Raw genomic sequence first — 16,562 nt, forward strand, 5'->3', positions numbered from 1 at the left:
CTCAGGCTCGTTTGGGCTTGATCCAGACCAGATAGGCGGTGGCACCGTAGTTCCAGATCGTGCCGACCAAGATGCCTGCGAGCCCGGAGACCAGCCAGTTGCCCGAGCCGCTGTGGATGTAGGCCGCCACCCCGACATTGGCCACCGCGCCGATGCTGCACGCGGCCATAAATTTCAGCAGCCCCCCGAGCACGCCGCCCCAGCCTTTGAGACGCTGATCGCGGTAGGTGAGGGCGTTGTTGAGGAAGAAGTTGCTGATCATGGCGATCGTGACCGCCACGGTCTGGGCTTCGACGAAATCGGGGCCAATCAGGCCCAGCGCTACGCGCAACACGGCCAGATGCACCAGCACGCCAAAGCCGCCGATCACACCAAAGGAAACCAGCCGGGTGGGAATGTAGCGGCCCACGGTCTTGTCGGCCAGCAGCATGAGGTAGTCCCAAGCCACGCGGTTGTCGAGCTTGCTTTCCCCGGAGAGGCGGGTGCGGAACTGGTAAGGCAGCTCTTTGACACGCAAGGGGGTGGGTGCCGACGCCACCAGATCGACCAAGATCTTGAAACCGATGTTGGATAGGCCGTAGACCGCCGCTTCGAAAGACGTGCGACGCAGCATGAAAAAGCCGCTCATCGGGTCACGTAAGTTCAGGCCCAACATTTTTTGGCTCATGCGGGTCGCCAAGCTACTGATTTTTTGACGCGAGGCTTGCCAGTCGCTCACATCGCCGCCTTCCATATAGCGCGTGCCCACCACCAAATCGATGGGCTCGGTGCGCAGTGCCTGCAACATGCCAGCCAGCAGGGCCTCGTCGTGTTGCAGATCGGCGTCCATCACGGCCAGAAAGCGTGCGCCCGTGGAGAGCATGCCTTCCACGCAGGCGCTTGACAGGCCACGCCGCCCGACCCGGCGCAGACAGCGCACTTGGGGGTCGCGGTTCGAGAGCTCATGCAGCCGCTCGGCGGTGCCATCGGTCGAATCGTCATCGACAAAGATGGCTTCCCAAGCGACATCCGCCAGCACGTGATGCAGTCGGCGGACCAACTCTTCGACGTTATCGACCTCGTTGAAGGTCGGGATGACCACCGCCAATTCCAGCGGCCGAGGGTCGTTGGGGTGGTTGACGGTGGGGGGAGACGACGCAGAGAGCGTGGACATGGGGCAGCCCGGTGATGCGCGCCAAGTGCTGTCTTGAGCGGACGGGCTTGGCTGGGCAAGATGTTTAGCGGGCTGAAGTGTAAGAAGTTATTTACGGTGAACGTTTCTGTTGCCTTGTTCGCGCCCCCCCGATTCGCAGGTAGGCTGAGGCCGCCCAAGTGACCATGGCTCGGCCCAAGCCGCTGCGCAGGCGTCTGAGCCAGCGATGCGTGAGCTGTTCGGCCGGATCGACGCGGTGGGCGGCGGTCATGGCGAAACGGAGTTCAGTGGCCAAGCGGGCATTGAAGACGGCATCGCTGACGATCAAGTTGGCTTCGAGGTTGAGCAGCAGCGAGAGCGGGTCGATGTTGGAGCTGCCCACGGTGGCCCAGTCCTCGTCCACCAAGGCGACTTTGGCGTGCAGAAAGGCGGGGGTGTACTCAAAAATCTGGATCCCGGCGTGCAGCAACTCGTCATAGAGCACTTTGGCGGCCAAGCCGGCCAAGGGATAGTCGATCTTGCCTTGGAGCAGCAGGCGCACATCCACCCCGCGCCGCGCCGCGTCGCAGATGACTCTGCGAAATTCGCGCCCCGGAAAGAAGTAGGGCGACACCAGCCAGATGCGCTGGCTGGCGCTGCGCAGCACTTCAACATAGGTGCGCTCAATCGTGCGGCGTTGGCGCAGGTTGTCGCGCACCACCAAGGCGGCGCGCACGGGCCGCAAGCTGCGCTCGTCGCTTGGGCGACGCCAGCCCGTCAGGCGCATCTGGCCGATCAGGGCTTGGATTTGTTGCAGCCGGTTGGCCCCGCGCATCAGCTCGCGCAGCTCTTCGCGCCAGTCTTGGCCAAACCAAGCGCGCAGCCACATGGCGCGCACCGCTTGCTCCATGGAGGCGACCACCGGGCCGCGCACCGCCACCGCAAAGTCCAGGCGCGGGGTCTCACTCAGCCCGTGGCTCAGGTCGTGGTGATCGTCGATCAGGTTGATGCCGCCGATGAAACCGCGCTCACCATCGACCACCGCCACCTTCATGTGCATGCGGCGCAATTGGCCGGGTTGGAACCAGTGCGTCCAGCGATCCAGCGGCCGAAAAATCCCCACCGCCACACCCGCAGCACTTAGGCGCGGCTCCAAGGCCGCCAAGCTTTGTTTGGTGCCAAAACCATCGACGACGATGCGTACCCGCACGCCTCGGCGCGCGGCTTCTTCAAGGGCGTCAACCACGCGCAGCACCGAGGGGTCGTTGTGCAAGATGTAGCTGGCCAGCCAAACCTCATGGCGCGCGCCTTGGATGGCCTCGCACAGCGTGGGCAACAACTCGGTGGCCCCGCGCAATAACCCGACTTGGTTGTCGCCGCTGAACAGCGGGCGCGGCACCAAGTACCACGTCCATGGGCGCGGTGGGGTATCGCTCACGGCCGGGTCATGCCAGTTCCAGCTCGGCCACCAAGGGCAGGTGATCGGACATGCGGGCCCACATCGCGCCTCGGGGTACTTGGGTGGCTTGGCAGTGCAAGCCGCGCAGGTAAACGCGGTCCAAGGCAAAGACAGGTAGCAGCGAGGGGAAGGTTTGCGGTGGTCGGCGGCAGCCGGGCGCACGGGCGCGCGTTAAGCCGGCAGCGTGCATCAGCGGATCAAGCCGGTCGCCCCAATCGTTGAAGTCACCCGCCACCACCAGCGGCGCGTTGTGCGGCACGCTTTGGCGCACATAGCTGCCGAGCCGTTCGGCTTGGCGCACCCGGCTGGCATGCATCAGGCCGAAATGCACCACCACCGCGTGAACTTGCACGCCTTGCCACTGCACTTGCACGTGCAGCAAACCGCGCTGCTCAAAGCGGTGATCCGAGACATCGTGATGCGCTACCTCGCCGATGGGCCAGCGCGACAGCAGGGCGTTGCCGTGCTCGCCGTGGCGGGTGATGGCGTTGGTGCGGTAGGCCACGGCGTAGCCTTCCGGGGCCAGATAGTCGGCTTGGCCTTGGTCGGGCCAGCCCGGCAGTGTTTGGGCTTGGTCTTGCTGTTGCTGTTGCTTGAAGCGGCGTGCGTCGCGGTGATGAAAAAGCCGCACCTCTTGCAGGAACACCAAGTCAGCACTCAAGGCTTGTACGCCTTGACCGAGGTTGTGGATTTCCAGCCGTTTGTTGGGCCCGAGGCCGCGCACGCCTTTGTGGATGTTGTAGGTGGCAACACGCAGGCGGCTTGGATCGCTGGACTGCGGCTTGACATCATGGTTATGGGGATGAATGCGCCCGTTCGTGGACATCATGGTGGTCGGCTCCCTGCAAGACAAAGCGTGGCAACTGCAAGATCGCTTCGGCATTGGAGGGCGAGAAGCAGACATCGGCCGCCTCGCGCCACGGCAGCCAGCGGTAGCGCAGATGCTCGCGTGGGGCCAAGCGCACCGGCACGCAGGCCGGCACGCACAGGCCGAAGACATGTTCGGTGTTCTGGGTGACTCCCGGTGCATAGCGATGCCGCCACACCGGGTAGATCTCGTAGATGTTGCGCAAGTGCCAGTCGCGCAGATCGTCGGCGTGCTCAATCTGCAAGCCGGTTTCCTCTTCGACTTCACGCAGGCAGGTCGTGCGCAGCGGCTCGTCCAAGCTGTCTTTCGAGCCGGTGACGCTTTGCCAGAAGCCGGGGTGATCGGCGCGTTCGATCACCAACACATCAAGTTGCGGGGTATGGATCACCACCAGCACGGATTCGGGGATCTTGGTGGGGTGCTGGCTCATGGTGTTTCCTGCCGTGCGCGCCGCTGGCGCACGGCACCAGCCAAGGTGTGGAGCAGTGCTTCGGTGTCGGACCAGCCCAAGCAAGGGTCGGTGATGGAGACCCCGTAGGTCATGGGGCCGCTGAGGTTGAGCTGCTGGCGGCCTTCGTGCAGATGGCTTTCGATCATGACGCCGAGGATACGGGCTTCGCCGGCCGCGATTTGGCGGCCGAGCTCATGCCCCACGGCGATTTGCTGATGGGCATCCCAGCCGGCGTTGGCGTGCGCGCAGTCCACCATGACGTGTTCAGCCAGACCCACTTGGCGTAGCACGCAGCACGCTGCTTCGATGGCTGCTGCGCTGTAGTTGGGTTCTTGACCACCTCCGCGCAAGATCAGATGGGTGTCATCGTTGCCAACGGTGTCAAAGATCGCCGCCAAGCCCATTTTGGTCATGCCCATGAAGGTGTTGCCTTGGCGCGCTGCTTGGATGGCGGCGATGCTGCCTTGCACGCTGCCATCAGGGCTGTTCTTGAAGCCCACCGCGCAGCTCAAGCCCGAGGCGAGCTGGCGCTGGCTGGCGCTTTCGGTGCCACGACCATCCAGCGTGCTCCAAGCGACGAGATCGGCCAGATATTGCGGCGTGAGCAGATCGGTGAATTCGGTGCCGGTGGGCAAACCCAAGGTGGCGATGTCCAGCAGCAGTTGGCGCGCTTGGCGCAGGCCGACGTTGATACTCAGGCTGCCATCGAGCCGAGGATCTTGGATGAAACCCTTCCAGCGATCACCCAAATGGGATCGACCAAAGTGGACCCGCATCACCACCATCAAGTCGGTGCTAAGCACTTGGGCCGCGCGGTGCAGATGGTGGGCGTAGTGCAGCACTTGTTCGGGGTCATGGACGGTGCATGGCCCCACGACGACGATAAGACGGTCGTCTTGACCATGCAGGATGGCCGCGATGTGGCTGCGCCCTTGCTGGATCTGTGCGATCACAGCTGCGCTGAGGGCGATCTCGGTTTGAAGCACCGCCGGTGAGATCAGCGGGCGCACGGCGCGGATACGCACATCGTCGATCCCCGAGGTGTCCAGCAGCGCATCGCGCGCACCGGTTTCGCGATCATGATGAGGGTCATCCAAGGGCAGGGCCATGCTATCTCCGCAAGCTTCGAGTCAGGCGGCGCTGATTTTAGGGGCGTGCATTTGATGCGTGGCACCGATATGCAACGGCTCGATGCAGGAAATACCCGCAAGCAACGCAGATTCTTCTCAGGCCATGTTGTCATGAGCGCACACTGAGGGCTAGCCTGAGAGAGATCTATGGACCGCGCCATGCATGACGAAGACGAAAAGACCCAGATCGAACCGGATGGCTTGCGCTACAAGACCAAGTCGCCCGGCTCCCCCTTTGGCGGTCGGGGGGCTTTTGTGGGCGGCACCATGTCGTGCCTGCTCTGCGGTAAGCACCGACCGCGCTCGATGTTGCACAGCAAGACCTTCATGGGCAAAGCGCAGATGGTCTGTTCACCCTCGTGTGCCGAGCTTGACGTCATCATGGCCAAGCGCTGAACGCAGCCGCGCGGCTTGATCCGGGTCGCAGCGCCCTGTGGCTTGGGCCATGCTGAGCTGCGGTGCAGCCAACATGCGGTACAGCGCCGCGTGTTCCGGCCCCAAAGCCGCCAACGCCCGCAGGTGCCTTGCCACCACCCCCCCATCGCCGCGTGAGATTGGCCCCGAGAGTGCGCCGTGGATGCCGCGCTCCTCCACCGCATCCACAGTGCCCCGCACCAACGGCAGTAGCGCTTGCAAGGCACTGGCACGGTCCACACCAAAGCTTTGCCAAAGCTGCACGGCTTCATCGAGCAGCGGTAGCAAAAAGCTCGCCGCAAAACCCGCCCCAGCGTGATAAAGCGCCCGAGCCCCCTCGGGCAAATGGATGGGGTGCATCCCCAAAACATCAGCCAGCGCCAGCAGCTGGGGCTCCAGCGCCGGGCCGGCTTCGATGGCCACACTGCTGCCCGCCAAGCGCTGCGCAGCTTGCTCGGGGGCCGAGAAAATCTGCAAGGGATGAAAGCCACCCACCTCGGCACCCGCTTGGGCGGCAGCATCCAAGGCGCTGAGCTCCGTGGCACCGCTCAAATGCACCACCGCTTGACCGGGTCGCCAGCGCAAGGCTTGGGCAGTGGTTGCGATGGCGTCGTCAGGCACGCTCAGCAGCACCAACTCGGCGCGCGCCAAGGCGTCTTGGGGTACACAAGCCAAAGCGGGTTGTCCGAGCTGCTGCGCCAAGGTTTGGGCTGAGCTGGGGTTGCGACTGGCCAAGGCAGCCAGGTTCACGCCTTGGCGATGCAAGGCCAGCGCCAAAGCCTGGGCCACGCGGCCGCAGCCGATGAAAGCGATGTTGGGGTGTGAAAGCGACATGCCGTGCAGTGTGCCCAAGACGGGCTATCCTCGCGCGCCATCTCCCCACGACAAAGGACCATCCCATGCTGGGTCTGAATGAGTTGCTTCCGGTGCTGGGCAGCGTGCTGCTTTTCTTGGTCTATGAAGCCCGGGTGCTGTGGTTGGGGCATCGCCAGCCGCATCGCACCGCCCGCACGGCCCACGCCCGTATGCGCATCAATTGGGTCGAAGCCTTGAGCGCTCAGCCGGGCTTTGAGATCGTGGCGGTGCAGGCGCTGCGCAATTCGCTCATGTCGGCCACCATCGCCGCTTCGACCGCTGCCTTGGCGCTGATGGGCTCCGTCTCGCTGGCTGGGCCGACGGTGGCGCGCAGCGCGATGCACGAGGGCTTGGGCTGGCTGAGTTCCCCACGCCCGGTGCTTGAAGGGCTGTTGATGGCGGTGCTCTTTGCGTCCTACGTCTGCTCAGCCATGGCAATGCGCTACTTCAACCACGCCGGCTTGGTGATGTCGATGCCGGTGGCTTCCGCTGCACGCAAAGCGCTCAACCCGATGGCTTCGGCCTATGTCGAGCGCGCGGGCTTGCTTTACAGCTGGGGCTTGCGCTTTTTCCTGATGGTGGCCCCGGTGGTGGTCGGCATCGTCAATGCTTGGGCCATGCCGCTCATGACGCTGCTTTTGATCGCGGTGCTGGCTTACTTTGACCGCCCGCACCGTGGGCCAGAATTTGTCGCGCCCTCGTCGCCGATTTAAGCCGTGGGCTCGGCCGGGAACGCGCACACTCGTTGACTCTCAAAGCTGCACGCTTCGCCGCTGAGCGGGTCGGTGAAGTGGATGGAGCGGGCGATGAGGCGCAGCGGGTTGCTGAAGTCGTGCGCGGCCTCTGGGTCTGGTTCGGGCCAAAGGGTGGGGTAGATGCGGTCGCCGACGATGGGCAGGCCCAAAGCGTTGAGTTGCACGCGCAGTTGGTGGCGGCGGCCGGTGAGCGGCTCCAGCCGGTAGCGCGCCAAGTCGCCTCGGCGCTCGATCAAGCTGATCAGCGTGGTGGCGTTGGGCTCGCCCGGCACTTGGCGCATTTGCATGAAGGGCTCGTCCAGCGGCTCTTCGAGGCACGTTTCGAGGCGCAGCGGCAGCTGGAGATCCGCTCGCCATGGGGCGATGGCTTCGTAGACCTTGTGGATCGTTCGGCTGCGAAACAGCGCGTGATAAGCGTGGCGCGTTTCGGGTTGGATGGAAAACAGCACCACTCCTGCGGTTTCGCGGTCCAAGCGGTGGATCGGCACCAAGGTGTCGATGCCGAGCTGCTCTTTGAGGCGCACCAGCACCGTTTCGTGCAGATGGCGGCCATTGGGGGCGATCGACAAGAAGTGCGGCTTGTCCACCACCAGCAGATGGGCGTCGCGGTGCAGGATCTCGGCCTCGAACGGCACTTTGGGCTCGGGACGACTCAGCTCACGCCAGTACCAAATCACCGCGTGGGGCAGAAAAGGGCCATCCGGTGTCAGGGCTTGGCCTTGGGCGTCGAGCACCCGGCCGGCGGCGAGGCGCTCGCGCCACGTGGCGTAGGGGATGGCCGGTAGTCGCTCGGCCAGAAAGTGCGCCAAGCTCGGCCACGGGCCTTGATGCGGCAAAGCGACTCGGCTGGGGCTGACCCCAGCCAGCGTGGGTGGGGTCCAAGCGGGGCGGGGGCGGGCCATGGGCTTTAGCTTTCGAAACTGCGCAGCGCTTGCGCCACGTCATCCGGCGTGACGCCTGCCGCCAAGCCCACGGGTGCGGTGCTCAGCGCGGCCGCCCCTTCCGTCTTGAGCTTTTTGACCCACTCGCCGGCCTCACGGCCACCCGCAAATGCTTGGCTTTGGAGCAACAAGCGGCCATCAAAGGCACTGAGCTTGAAATAGAACTGGCCGTCGCTCTCGCGGTATTGCTTGAACACGGCTTGGGCGGTTTTGACTTTGGCCTTGGCCTCCGTCGCCACGGGTGCTGCGACCATGCGGCGCAAGCCCACCGCAGCGCGCAACTCGGCCAGCAGGGGTGCAGCGATGCGGCGCGCCTTGGCGGCCCCGGCCATCAAAATCGCTTCGAGCTCAGCGGGCTGCGCCATTAGCGTCTCGTAGCGCGCGCGCATCGGGGCGAGCTGGCCGTCGATCAGCTCGAACAAACGCTGCTTGGCCTCGCCCCAGCCGAGTCCGGCGCGCAGATCCGTGCGGAAGGCGGCGGCTTGCTCAGACGTGGCAAAGGCGTCAAACAGCGTCACAAGGTGCGCGCCTTCCGGCTCTTTGGGCTCGCCCGGCAATGTGGAGTCGGTGACGATGCGCGCGATGGCCTCTTTGAGCGCCTTGGCACCACCTTCAAAGAGCGGAATCACGTTGTCGTAGCTCTTGCTCATCTTGCGGCCGTCCAAGCCCGGCAGCAGCGCCATGTCGGGCTCGATGGCGGCCTCGGGCAGGACGAAGAAATCACGGCCACCGCCGTAGAGATGATTGAAGCGTTGCGCCACATCACGTGCCATCTCGATGTGCTGGATCTGATCCCGCCCCACCGGCACCTGATGGGCGTTGAACATCAGGATGTCGGCCGCCATCAGGATCGGGTAGCAGTACAGGCCCATGTTGATGCCGGCGTCCGCGTCTTCACCGGCGGCCACGTTCACGTCCACCGAGGCCTTGTAGGCGTGGGCGCGGTTCATCTGACCCTTGGCGGTGACGCAAGTCAGCAGCCAAGTCAGCTCGGGGATCTCGGGGATGTCGCTTTGGCGATAGAAGGTGACGCGCTCCGGATCGAGCCCCGCTGCCAGCCACGTGGCCGCCAGCTGCTGGCGCGAGCGCTCGATGCGCGCCGGGTCATCGCACTTGATGAGCGCGTGGTAATCGGCCAAAAACAGAAAGCTCTCCACCCCCGCCGCACGGCTGGCCGCAATGGCCGGCCGAATCGCACCGACATAGTTGCCGAGGTGAGGGGTGCCGGTGGTGGTGATGCCGGTCAGAACGCGGAGGGCACAGGTGGACATGATCGTCGGAGGCTGGTTGGATCGCAAAGCCTGCGATTGTGGCCGCGTTCGCTGGGGATACCGCCCACTGCCAGCCCCAACCAGCCGAAGTCCCTGCTCGGCTTTACTGGTAAGTCACCGATACGCCGTTCACTGTCACAACCAGCTTTGCGCCATGGATGGCCCCAGCGGTATCAATTTTGTAGCACTCAGAAGACGAGCTAGTCCCTGCCACGCCCGTGTTTTGCGTCACGCTGTTCATGCACAGCCATGCTGTTGTGGTGGTATCTGTTTCCAGTGAGATCGTTTGTGTCGAGGTGGATTGAACAGTGGTTTTTGCAGCAGACGTGTAGCTGGTCGATGTGCTTGAGGTGCCCACTGTGCCGACAACTGCCGAACTGACAGGTAATGTCGGGAAGGTGTTTTGCACGTCATAGCAGGAGCCATCGTTACATGTCATGCCGTAAAGCCGTAGCGGTCCAGTGCTGTAGTACCCAGTGCTGGCACTGGGCGTTCCTTGTTGAGCACCATCCAAGTTGAATGTGACCGTTTGGTGGGTGGTTGCGCGCATAGAGCCTTCAAAGAGGGTTGAACTCCCCTGGGCATAACTCCAAGCGATTGTCTGTGTATGAGGTGTTGCGGGCACGGTGGTGTTATCGGTGTAATTTAGCGTGACCGAGAACGACTGTGCCGTTGAATAAAGATTGGCGATTACTGCCTCGACGGGAAATTGAGTGGCACTTGGTGCCGTTGCCGTACTATTCCCCCCCCCCGCATGCGGTCAATGTCAATGCTGCTGATGCTGCGATCAGCCATGTTCTGGTTGCTTTCATACCCTGGTCCTTTTTGAGACAACGCTCAACACTGAGCGCTCTGGATCATATCTGCCACCTCTTTATGATGCCGGGCTGTTGTTGACGTTCTGAGGTTGCATGCAAGAACATCCCTTCGCGGGCTATATCCGTGCGCTGGGCAAGGGGCCGCACGGTAAACGGGCGCTGAGTTTCGACGAAGCGCGCCGTGCCATGCAGATGATTTTGGCGGGCGAGGTGCTGCCGATTCAGCTCGGCGCGTTCCTCACGCTCATGCGGGTCAAGATCGAGACGCCGGCTGAAATCGCTGGTTTGGCCCAAGGAGCGCGGGACGCGATTGCGCTGCCGGCCCACCTCGGCCCACAGGCAACGGGGGTGCGCCTTGATTGGTCGGCTTACGCGGGCAAGCGTCGGCAGTTGCCGTGGTTTGTGCTCTCGGCCTTGCTGCTGGCATCGCACGGTTTGCCGGTGCTGATGCACGGCACCGACGGCTATCAGGCCGACCGGGTGTTTGTGCCGCAAGCCCTTGAAGCCTTGGGCTTGCAGCCGGTGACATCGTTGGAGGGGGCCTGCGCCGAGCTCGGGCGCTGCGGTTTTGCCTTCATCTCGCTGCGCCATGTGCAGCCGATGCTGCATGAGTTCATGGGCTTGAAGCCCATCATCGGGCTGCGCTCGCCGATCCACACCGTCGTGCGGCTGCTGAACCCCTTGCAAGCGCCAGCGATGCTCCAAGGCGTGTTCCATCCCGGGTATCACGACGTTCACCAAGAAGCCACGCGCTTGCTCGGTCAGCCGCTGGCCTGTGTGGTCAAGGGTGACGGCGGCGAAGCGGAGCGTAATCCCGACAACCCGTGTCGCGTCAAGTGGACTGTGGGCCAAGAGCAGTTCGACGAGGAATGGCCGGCGCTGTTCACCACCCGGCATCCCAAGGATGAAGACATGAGTGTTCAGCGCTTGGCGGCCCTGTGGCGCGGCGAGTCCGAGGAAGAGTACGGTTTGGCGGCGGTGTTGGGCACGGCGGCGATTGCGCTCAAGGCCATGGGCGAGGCCGACAGCATCGAAGTGGCCGAAGCCAAGGCGCGCCACCTCTGGCAAACGCGCTCGCAGGCTTGGTGGATGAACGCGAAGGAGGCACGGCCATGAGCATGGGTGAAGTCTTTTTGGTCGGTACCGGCCCGGGCGACCCGGACTTGCTGACCTTGCGGGCGCTGCGCTGCATGCAAGCCGCCGATGTGGTGCTTTACGACAACCTTGTCTCTGAGCCGATCCGAGCGCTGTTGCCCGAGGGCATCGAGCGCATCTATGTGGGCAAAGAGCGCGCCAAACATGCCATGCGCCAGCAGTCGATCAACGCGCTGATGGTCGATTTGGCCCAAAAAGGCCGGCGCGTGTTGCGCCTCAAAGGGGGGGACCCCTTTGTCTTTGGGCGCGGCGGGGAGGAAATCGAAACGCTGGCCGAGCACGGCGTGCCCTTCCAAGTGGTGCCGGGCATCACGGCTGCGCTCGGGGTGGCGGCGTATTGCGGCATCCCGCTCACGCACCGCGATTACGCCCAGTCGGTCACGTTTGTCACCGGCCATCTGCAAGATGGGTCGATGGATCTGGACTGGATCGCTTTGGCGCGGCCACGTCAGACGGTGGTGATCTACATGGGCCTGCTGGGCTTGCCGGTGCTGTGCGAGCAGCTCATCGCCCACGGGCGCTCGGCCCAGACGCCCGCAGCGGTGATCCAGCAAGGCACGCAGCCGACCCAGCGCGTGGTGACGGCCACCTTGGCGACCTTGGCGCAACGGGTCCAGGCCGAAGGGTTGAAACCACCCACATTGATCATCGTCGGCGAGGTGGTGCTGTTGCACGACAAGCTCCGCTGGTTTCAGCCGGATCGGGACAAAGCGCACTCACCAAAATCAACCTCGGTGTGAGTGGTGGGGATCGGGCGCTGTTCCCCTACGCCGAAGAATTCCAAGCGGATTTCAACGCGGCGGCTTTCTTCGTCGGTTTTCTTGCCATCGTTGAAGGAATAACCCCCGACCACGAAAAGATCGCGGGCTTGGAGTTTTTGCGTGTTCGACAAAAGGGCCTCGCCTTGCTCAGCAAACAGCGCACATAACACCCGCTGGCTGCGTTGCAAGCTGAGGTTGATGTTGCTGAGATAGGTGCCCGTGGTATCGGTGTAGCCCTCGATCACGATTTTTTTCAACAAGCCTCGGCCTTGCGGCGCATCGGCCAGATCAAGCACTTCAGTGGCAAATTGGCGCAAGACGGTTTCTTGGTTTTTGCTCAACGTCGATTGGGCAAAGGGAAACCGGGCGCGTTCGCCGAAATTGATGATGTGGCGACCTTTGTCCACTTTCACGCCTTCATGTTCGTCGAGGGATTTACTGACCTCATCCATGAATTGGCTCAAGGCTTGGGCGTGTTTCTTTTCTTTCTTGTCCTGATCGTTGATCGGTTTGGTGACCGCCAGCAGGGCCGCCATCATCGCGACCATAAACAGCACCATCAAGGCAGTCATCAGATCTGAGAAGGAGATCCAGAACGGTTTCTCGGCTTCTTCACGCCCTCTGCGGCGAGGCCTTACCTGGGGGCTGAACATGGTTTAGGCTTTGCTTCTCTCTGAGGCTGCAACTGAAGTCGGAGTCGAAGTCGTCGGGGTTAAATCACCGAGAGAGGTTTGCAAGCGTTGATGGGCTTCGGTTTGAACAGCGACCCGATGGCGCAAATTTTCAATGAAAGCTTGATGCTGTGCGTTGATGATTTCCTGCCGGGTATTCATTTTCTCAAGGGTTTCAGAGATGCGATTTCCAAAGCCAGACATCACCTCGCCAAGCATATCTGTAGTCACCCCTTGAGATTGATGGCTGCTCACGGCCACGGTTAAAGCATCCAGCGAGCTTTTTAAATTGACCTGAAGGCTACGGTCAATCGAATGGCTGATGCCTGTGCCACTTTTCTCTGTGGCCTCAATTTGCTGACGAATAAATTCTTTTTGATGGTCCAGCAGCTGAACGTTGTATTCACGCGTGACTTTTATTTGGGTGATAGTCAATTCACGCAGGATATTCTTCAGATCATGAATCAACGCATCCTTGAGAATCTTGGATTGATTCGCTGACTCTTCAGATGCCTTGACAAGGCGCGCTAGATATTCTTCGCCTGCGCCCGATTCAAATTGGGCGTCAATGAAATTGCAGATCTCGTCGGTGATGCGATAAAGCGATGAAAGGAGGAGTTTTTCGAGAAAAGTGACAATCATCGCCAGACTGATCGCTGCGGCCGATACATTGAAAGCGTCACCCACCGATTTGGTCAGAGCTTTAAGCCCTTCTTGCATTTTTTCAGGATCGCTGGGGTTAAATTTCTCAAGGCCATCAATGAGACCAAAGAAAGTGCCGATGATGCCAATGCCCGTAAAAATGCCTGGCAGATGTTTGAAAAACTCGGTGCCTAGCCGGCTATCCACCACCGATTGGGTGTTGAAATAAGTTTCTGCGGGTACGGTGGAGCGGTAACCGATAATTTTTGGTTGGCCGTCCCATTCTTCGCGAACCTTGTGCAGCGAGTCGCTATATTCTTTCCAGACATGCGATATCTCTGGGTCAGCAGCGAATATTTTGCGTAATTCACTCGGATGATTTCGGCCGTCGAGTCGTTGGAGACGTTGCCAAATTTGCCAAAGACGTAACCAATGCAACAAACCCGGCAAGAAGAAAAGACCGAGGAAGACAGCCGCAAGGACGAAAAGACTGACGGCGGTGACAACAACGATCAACATGACACTGAGCATTCCCTGGCTTCGAGATATTTCATTATCCCGAGCTGATTAAGCTGCGTGTATCCGATCTCCGGTAGTTGTTGCACAAGTTGACGACTGCATTCAAAAAGCGTGTCGCTTTTCAAGGTTTGGCGTGCATTGTGCGCAGTCGGTGTTCCAAAGCGACATCGGATAAATCACCCATGTGGCGATCTAGCATCTTGCCGTTGGCATCAAAAAAGACCGTGGTGGGCAAACCGGCTGAGCCCAACGCTGGGCCAAAGCTGGAGCTGGGGTCAAGCAGCACGGTGTCGAAGGACAGCCCATGGTCACGGAGAAAACCGTGGACGACCGGAGCCTTTTCGCCTTGGTTGACCAAGATGAAATGCCACTCAGGGTGGCGTTTTTGCGCCTCGGCAAAAGCCGGCATCTCGCGCCGACACGGCGGGCACCAACTGGCCCAAAGGTTGAGAACGACCGGGCGGTGATCGGCGCGCAAGCTGTCGATGACCACAGGTTGGCTGTTGAGCTGGTGTAGCTTGGCCCAGGGCAGGGCGTCCAAGTGATCCGGTGTGCCCCACGTACTGAGGGCAGTGAGGGCCCCCCAGACAAAGGTGCCACCGCTCAGCCCGCCCAGCAAGGGGCGACGCAGCGAGGCGTGACGCCAAGCAAATCCCATCACGACCAAGACACTGGCCAGCAGGCCATAGGGGATCAGCAAGCCGCCGTCGCGCAAATTCAGGATCTCGATGGGATCGCTCAGATAGCGCTTGGGGGCCGTGGCGATGAAAGCCAAGCGAGCACTCAGCAAACCGACCCAAAGGGCCGGCCAGATCACCCGACCCAATTCGGGGCGGGGTTGGGCCACAGAGCGCCACCAACGCTGTTCACCCACCCAGAGCGTGGTGATGATGGCCACAAGGGCGATCAACGGCGCGACCGGCAGGGCCAAGGGCCCGAGAGCAATCGAAATCAAGCAACACCCCTTGGCCCAAGTCCAGAAAATGCGAATCGTGAAGTATGTCTAATAATTCGCCCTTCTGTCGCTGGATCAGCGATCCGGTGACGCCCATCAGGAGTAACGCCATGCAGCGTTTGTTTCGGACTTCGATCCCCTCTCTGGGGCGGGTATGTGGGCTGGCTTTGGTGCTTTACGGCGGGGTGGTCGGTGCGCAGGCTGAACCGACGGGTACGGCGATTTTTAAACAAGCGGACCTCCCGCACGGCGAGCTTTTGATCGAAGAGTTGGCTTGTGATGAGTGCCATGCCCGGCGGGTCGGTGGCAACGGCCATGCGATTTATCGCCCCAAGGGCCGGATCAACAGCCCGGCTGCGCTGCGCGGCATGGTGCAGTACTGCGCCACCCAGCTCAACCATCCGTTGTTTCCTGAGGACATTTTGGACATCGCTGCGGTGTTGCAGCGTGACCACTATCGCTTCAAGGATTGATGCGGATCAGAGCCGGCTGCAATATCTTCCAAGTGACCCAAGCCTAACTGGGCGGACTTAGGCTTCCTAAGCTGTTTATCAGTTGCTGCGCATAAAATCGGGGCCACACAGCTCCGATGACGCACCAAAGGTTTAGCCATGAAATCCAAGACCGCTGAGGACGTGGTGTTCGACTCGGTCGCCGAGTTGTTTTCCATCCTCTCGACCCCCATTCGCCTCAAGATCATCAGTGCCTTGTGCAATGGCGAGAAGAACGTGTCGCAGCTCCTGTGCGAGATCGACACGACCCAGCCCAATATGTCGCAGCACTTGGCCACCTTGTACCGTGCGGGTGTGCTCGGCCGGCGGCGTGACAGCACGCAGATTTACTACAACCTCCAAAACGAGCGCGTGGCCTCGCTGTGCCGGGCGGTGTGTACGCAAGTGGCGATTGAGTTTGAGCCCAGCTCGCAGCTCAAGTCGGGCGAGCGCTTGGCCCCGATGACCATGCGCTGAGCGCTCAAGGCGGGGCTGGGAAACTTATTTCAGCTGCGCGCCGGTGCTGTCAAAGACTTCGACGCTCACCGGGATGCCTTGACGGATGCTTTCCGTCACGGTGCAAAAAGATTCGAACTGCGCCAGGACCCGATCCAAGCGCTCAAGGCTTGCGGCCTCGACGCCCAAGTGCAGCTTGGCGTGGATGCCCAAAACCCGCAGACGCTTGTCGGCGTTGCGACCCACCTCGGCCGTGACCTCGGTGCGCAGGGGGTCGGGGTTTTGCTTGTACTTGCGCAGGGCAAAGAGCAGGGATGCTGACAAGCAGTTGCCCACGGCTGTGGCCAAGAGCTGTACGGGCGAAGGCCCCAAACCTTGACCCAAGGGGGCCGGCTCATCGACGCGCAACGCCAGGATGTCCGCGCCGAACTGAACGTCGAACTGATAGTCCTGCTGCTGCACGAGCGCAATGCTGACGATGGGATCACTCACGTTAACGCACCTTACCGAGCAGGGTTTGAACGTCTTCCAGCATCGGGGCCAGTTGACTGAGTTGTGGGCTGGACTGGCCTAATTGGGTGCTCAGTTCCTGTTGCATGTAGCAAACGGTCATGCGCACATAGGCGCTGTCCAAGGCCTTGCGCACGGCCGCCATCTGGCTGGCGACATCCAAGCAGGCTTGACCTTCTTCGATCATGCGCTGGATGCCGCGCAGCTGGCCTTCGGCGCGCTTGAGCCGATTGAGCAAGTCCTGACGGCTGGCCGTGTCTTCGATGTTCACCATGGGGCAATCCTGGAGCGTTCTCATACGCGTGTGATGAAATAGTGCCCGCATTGTC

At 61.6% G+C, this 16,562-nt stretch carries 20 protein-coding genes; 6 read left to right on the plus strand and 14 right to left on the minus strand.

Translation table 11 applies throughout. From position 1 onward, the window contains the following. Nucleotide 1 precedes the first annotated feature (1 nt). The 5 genes from AC3VI7_RS01685 to AC3VI7_RS01705 all read right to left on the minus strand — a co-directional run bounded on the left by AC3VI7_RS01685 (nt 2) and on the right by AC3VI7_RS01705 (nt 4,998). The gene (locus tag AC3VI7_RS01685; protein WP_489669016.1) at nt 2-1,153 is read right to left on the minus strand and encodes a glycosyltransferase; all 1,152 of its coding nucleotides are present in this window, start codon (nt 1,151-1,153) and stop codon (nt 2-4) included. Between the two features lie 91 nt (nt 1,154-1,244). Further along, entirely contained in the window at nt 1,245-2,549 is a 1,305-nt protein-coding gene (clsB, locus tag AC3VI7_RS01690) for a cardiolipin synthase ClsB (RefSeq protein WP_489669015.1), read from the minus strand. Between the two features lie 7 nt (nt 2,550-2,556). Continuing rightward, nucleotides 2,557-3,399: an endonuclease/exonuclease/phosphatase family protein gene (locus AC3VI7_RS01695; RefSeq protein ID WP_489669014.1), complete on the minus strand. Its 843-nt coding sequence runs from the start codon at nt 3,397-3,399 to the stop codon at nt 2,557-2,559. Beyond that, nucleotides 3,365-3,868 carry a dihydroneopterin triphosphate diphosphatase gene (nudB, locus tag AC3VI7_RS01700; protein ID WP_489669013.1) on the minus strand — a complete coding sequence of 168 codons (504 nt, stop codon included), beginning with the start codon at nt 3,866-3,868 and terminating at the stop codon, nt 3,365-3,367. Before nudB ends, AC3VI7_RS01695 begins: the two co-directional genes overlap by 35 nt. Further along, nucleotides 3,865-4,998, minus strand: a complete 1,134-nt coding sequence (locus tag AC3VI7_RS01705; protein ID WP_489669012.1) for a 3-deoxy-7-phosphoheptulonate synthase — start codon at nt 4,996-4,998, stop codon at nt 3,865-3,867. The genes nudB and AC3VI7_RS01705 overlap by 4 nt, the downstream gene beginning before the upstream one ends. A gap of 180 nt (nt 4,999-5,178) precedes the next feature. Between AC3VI7_RS01705 and AC3VI7_RS01710 the strand changes: the two genes are divergently transcribed. Then, entirely contained in the window at nt 5,179-5,415 is a 237-nt protein-coding gene (locus tag AC3VI7_RS01710) for a hypothetical protein (protein ID WP_489669011.1), read from the plus strand. On the opposite strand, the gene AC3VI7_RS01715 is transcribed toward AC3VI7_RS01710, so the two are convergent. After that, the gene (locus AC3VI7_RS01715; protein ID WP_489669010.1) at nt 5,371-6,267 is read right to left on the minus strand and encodes a Rossmann-like and DUF2520 domain-containing protein; all 897 of its coding nucleotides are present in this window, start codon (nt 6,265-6,267) and stop codon (nt 5,371-5,373) included. The two genes, AC3VI7_RS01710 and AC3VI7_RS01715, sit on opposite strands and share 45 nt — an antisense overlap. A gap of 65 nt (nt 6,268-6,332) precedes the next feature. Here AC3VI7_RS01715 and AC3VI7_RS01720 point away from each other — a divergent pair, with 65 nt between their 5' ends. Beyond that, a complete protein-coding gene (locus tag AC3VI7_RS01720; RefSeq protein ID WP_489669009.1) occupies nt 6,333-7,001 on the plus strand; it encodes a DUF599 domain-containing protein in 669 nt (222 codons plus the stop codon). On the opposite strand, the gene AC3VI7_RS01725 is transcribed toward AC3VI7_RS01720, so the two are convergent. From AC3VI7_RS01725 to AC3VI7_RS01735, 3 genes are all read right to left on the minus strand, one after another. Further along, nucleotides 6,998-7,945 carry a pseudouridine synthase gene (locus AC3VI7_RS01725; protein ID WP_489669008.1) on the minus strand — a complete coding sequence of 316 codons (948 nt, stop codon included), beginning with the start codon at nt 7,943-7,945 and terminating at the stop codon, nt 6,998-7,000. The genes AC3VI7_RS01720 and AC3VI7_RS01725 overlap by 4 nt on opposite strands. 5 nt (nt 7,946-7,950) lie before the next feature. Continuing rightward, nucleotides 7,951-9,255 (minus strand): tryptophan--tRNA ligase, encoded by a 1,305-nt coding sequence (locus AC3VI7_RS01730; protein WP_489669007.1) that lies wholly within the window; start codon nt 9,253-9,255, stop codon nt 7,951-7,953. Between the two features lie 103 nt (nt 9,256-9,358). Continuing rightward, on the minus strand, nt 9,359-9,805 hold the full coding sequence (locus AC3VI7_RS01735; protein WP_489669006.1) for a hypothetical protein: 447 nt from the start codon (nt 9,803-9,805) through the stop codon (nt 9,359-9,361). A 361-nt stretch (nt 9,806-10,166) separates the two neighbouring features. On the opposite strand from AC3VI7_RS01735, the gene AC3VI7_RS01740 reads away from it, so the two are divergent. Both AC3VI7_RS01740 and cobA read left to right on the plus strand, forming a co-directional pair. Beyond that, nucleotides 10,167-11,189 (plus strand): glycosyl transferase family protein, encoded by a 1,023-nt coding sequence (locus AC3VI7_RS01740; RefSeq protein ID WP_489671215.1) that lies wholly within the window; start codon nt 10,167-10,169, stop codon nt 11,187-11,189. Beyond that, complete coding sequence (cobA, locus tag AC3VI7_RS01745) at nt 11,186-11,968, plus strand: uroporphyrinogen-III C-methyltransferase (protein WP_489669004.1); 783 nt, start codon at nt 11,186-11,188, stop codon at nt 11,966-11,968. Before AC3VI7_RS01740 ends, cobA begins: the two co-directional genes overlap by 4 nt. Here the strand turns inward: cobA and AC3VI7_RS01750 are convergent. From AC3VI7_RS01750 to AC3VI7_RS01760, 3 genes are all read right to left on the minus strand, one after another. Then, nucleotides 11,920-12,642 (minus strand): OmpA/MotB family protein, encoded by a 723-nt coding sequence (locus tag AC3VI7_RS01750; protein WP_489669003.1) that lies wholly within the window; start codon nt 12,640-12,642, stop codon nt 11,920-11,922. The two genes, cobA and AC3VI7_RS01750, sit on opposite strands and share 49 nt — an antisense overlap. Nucleotides 12,643-12,645: 3 nt before the next feature. Continuing rightward, the gene (locus AC3VI7_RS01755) at nt 12,646-13,821 is read right to left on the minus strand and encodes a hypothetical protein (RefSeq protein WP_489669002.1); all 1,176 of its coding nucleotides are present in this window, start codon (nt 13,819-13,821) and stop codon (nt 12,646-12,648) included. A gap of 121 nt (nt 13,822-13,942) precedes the next feature. Then, entirely contained in the window at nt 13,943-14,776 is an 834-nt protein-coding gene (locus AC3VI7_RS01760; protein ID WP_489669001.1) for a prolipoprotein diacylglyceryl transferase family protein, read from the minus strand. Nucleotides 14,777-14,886: 110 nt separating this feature from the next. Here AC3VI7_RS01760 and AC3VI7_RS01765 point away from each other — a divergent pair, with 110 nt between their 5' ends. Beyond that, the gene (locus AC3VI7_RS01765; RefSeq protein ID WP_489669000.1) at nt 14,887-15,249 is read left to right on the plus strand and encodes a hypothetical protein; all 363 of its coding nucleotides are present in this window, start codon (nt 14,887-14,889) and stop codon (nt 15,247-15,249) included. A 138-nt stretch (nt 15,250-15,387) separates the two neighbouring features. Beyond that, a complete protein-coding gene (locus AC3VI7_RS01770; RefSeq protein ID WP_489668999.1) occupies nt 15,388-15,744 on the plus strand; it encodes an ArsR/SmtB family transcription factor in 357 nt (118 codons plus the stop codon). A gap of 24 nt (nt 15,745-15,768) precedes the next feature. Here AC3VI7_RS01770 and AC3VI7_RS01775 read toward each other — a convergent pair whose 3' ends face one another. Beyond that, nucleotides 15,769-16,215 carry an OsmC family protein gene (locus AC3VI7_RS01775; RefSeq protein ID WP_489668998.1) on the minus strand — a complete coding sequence of 149 codons (447 nt, stop codon included), beginning with the start codon at nt 16,213-16,215 and terminating at the stop codon, nt 15,769-15,771. A 1-nt stretch (nt 16,216) separates the two neighbouring features. Beyond that, complete coding sequence (locus AC3VI7_RS01780) at nt 16,217-16,507, minus strand: metal-sensing transcriptional repressor (RefSeq protein ID WP_489668997.1); 291 nt, start codon at nt 16,505-16,507, stop codon at nt 16,217-16,219. Nucleotides 16,508-16,562 lie beyond the last annotated feature (55 nt).

Source organism: Leptothrix toolikensis (SeqCode) (assembly GCF_057922285.1).